At 43.0% G+C, this 2,148-nt stretch carries 3 protein-coding genes and 1 pseudogene; 1 reads left to right on the top strand and 3 read right to left on the bottom strand.

The window, feature by feature from the left end:
• Positions 1-180: pseudogene (locus ACEW8S_RS09005) on the top strand (hypothetical protein); the annotation flags it as partial.
• A 1-nt stretch (position 181) separates the two neighbouring features.
• On the opposite strand, the gene ACEW8S_RS09000 reads toward ACEW8S_RS09005, so the two are convergent.
• The 3 genes from ACEW8S_RS09000 to ACEW8S_RS08990 form a co-directional block, all read right to left on the bottom strand.
• Entirely contained in the window at positions 182-358 is a 177-nt protein-coding gene (locus ACEW8S_RS09000; protein ID WP_373517824.1) for a hypothetical protein, read from the bottom strand.
• A 561-nt stretch (positions 359-919) separates the two neighbouring features.
• Positions 920-1,093 (bottom strand): NmrA family NAD(P)-binding protein, encoded by a 174-nt coding sequence (locus ACEW8S_RS08995; protein ID WP_373517823.1) that lies wholly within the window; start codon positions 1,091-1,093, stop codon positions 920-922.
• Between the two features lie 34 nt (positions 1,094-1,127).
• The gene (locus tag ACEW8S_RS08990) at positions 1,128-2,021 is read right to left on the bottom strand and encodes an MBL fold metallo-hydrolase (protein WP_373517822.1); all 894 of its coding nucleotides are present in this window, start codon (positions 2,019-2,021) and stop codon (positions 1,128-1,130) included.
• Between the last annotated feature and the right edge of the window lie 127 nt (positions 2,022-2,148).

The raw sequence follows: 2,148 nt of genomic DNA, 5'->3' as shown, positions 1-2,148 counted from the left end.
GCGTACGACAATGCCGAAATGCAGGCCATTACCATCGAACATCCTGATTACGGGTCGCAGTGGCGCCAAGCGGACTACGATTTCCTTATGAGCAAGGAATGTGCCGATATCATAAAAGCGCAAAACATTAAAATGGTAACCTGGAGGGAACTTCGGGACAAGGTTACCCGGGCAAAATAGTTCAACTTCCGGCGTTCGACCTATTGAATTCGAGAACGGTGGTACCATTGGAGAACATGAGATTTTCTTCCTGTATCCCGAAGCTGAAACCGGTATCGGTAATACGTCTTAAAAATTCGTCTTCGATCGTTGAACCGGGGCAGGCCCTTCTTGTGGATACGACCTTACCGAAGTTCAAAGTGGTATCCGGAAGGAAACCATAGCAACAACCTGGACATCAACATCAGCGAAGGCGATTTTTTACAGGCCTATAGCAATGGGACTTCGAACAATCCACAAGCGTTGGTGGAGATTGCTTGGAGAAAATAAATATTAGGCATTTTCACCTCCGCTTATAGACGGGGTACTTGCCCTATTTTTTTTATTAATGATTACCTGCTGGTTTTTCGTTCTCCTTTGTTCCCGAAGCGACAAATATTCCGCCAAAATTAAATGAATCATCTACTTTATAGTCGGAAATTTTCGTTTTAAATATTGCCAGATCGGTCTAAAAAATTCGCCCTTCCCAATCCATTTGGCGCAGTGGAAGGGTAGCTGTCACCGGCCGCCATCGCGCCCCTGATCCAAATGGAACGGAATCCTTTTTTCCATGTTAGGGCCCTTGAATCATCCGCCCCATCAAAATTCCCACTTTTTTATCACAATATTTCCCGCACCGTCAACTTATTTTGGCTTTATGCCAAAATCAGGACCAAATGTTCCGTTCGAGCTGGATTTGAAAGTTCAAATAAACGTGGGATTAATTACACCTTGAAATAAGAAGTAGACTCCCATAAAACGTTCGTTTTATGAGACAGTTTTCCAGCGATTCTGGTCGAACCAAAGCCCTTACTTCTTTGCCTTGTTCTTTGTAAGTACTAACCAGATTTGCACCGACCGGGCCTGTTGCACCTACTACCGGTACTTTTGCCATGGTAGATTATATTTAGGGTGTAAAGAATACTAAGTTATTCCAATTCAATCGGTTTCCATTGCCACCCTTTATCTTTCTTTATAATATGACCAAGGCTTGGAAAAGGTGGAAAATGCTGGGCATGTACCAGCGCTTTTCTTTCAACAACTAAATCACAGATCTTTCGTCTGCTGTCGGCCGCTATATCCGGCATCATATCAAAGACCATTACCAAATCAGGTCGCTCCAACAGAAACGGAAAAACCACCGTATCGCTGGTAAAAAACAATTCTTCCCCTTCAGAGGAAAAAGAAATTGCCATGTGGCCCGGAGTGTGCCCTGGGGCAAAGTGTAGCAAAACACCGGGTAAAATTTCGATTTCCTTGGTTATAAATTCAATACGATCCTTAATTGGGCCAAGCTGTCCATGAGCTATCTTCATGAATATTTCAGTAGGGACGATTTTGGATAAATGCGCATCAACCTTCTTGGATGCTTCTTCAGAGAACCAGAAATCCCACTCAACTTTCCACATAATATATCGTGCATTGGGATAGTTTGGTTTGCCTTCTTCATTTAATGTCCCTCCAATATGATCGGGATGTGCATGGGTGATAATTACGGTGTCAACATCTTCCGGTCTAATGCCGGCCAATTTCAGGTTATGCACCAATTTACCCGTATTTGGTCCCAATGTACCGGCGCCCATGTCCGCTAGTATTTTGTGCTCACCAGTGTCGACAAAAAGGAACGTATAAGGGGAGGTAAGCTTATCCAACGGGATATGATGATGGTGCAAAAGTTCTTTTACCTTATCCTCTGGAAGCCCGGAAAACATGAGTTTGGGATCATAATCATAGCTGCCATCACTAACGGAAATGCATTCAAACCGACCGACTTTGAATCGGTAGAACCCTTTTTGAAGTAGTTGTCTGGTTGTTGGTTGCATGCTGTAATTTAGATTTTGTGGTCAAGGTTACAATCTAATCCAAATTCGGCCTTGTTATGCTATCTATGCCGATCAATTCATATGAACTCAACTTTTTGCATAATCATTTACAGAGGTCAAATGAATT

Origin of the sequence: Pricia sp., from assembly GCF_041745955.1 — a bacterium.
In the GTDB taxonomy this organism is placed as follows: Bacteria; Bacteroidota; Bacteroidia; order Flavobacteriales; family Flavobacteriaceae; genus Pricia.
The sequence above is the reverse complement of the archived record's forward strand: the minus strand, read 5'-3'. Positions and strand labels throughout refer to the sequence as shown.

What these genes read in the sequence shown, in the direction of transcription:
- ACEW8S_RS08995 (WP_373517823.1), bottom strand. Translation starts at nt 1,093, where the DNA reads ATGGCAAAAGTACCGGTAGTAGGTGCAACAGGCCCGGTCGGTGCAAAT.
- ACEW8S_RS08990 (WP_373517822.1), bottom strand. Translation starts at nt 2,021, where the DNA reads ATGCAACCAACAACCAGACAACTACTTCAAAAAGGGTTCTACCGATTC.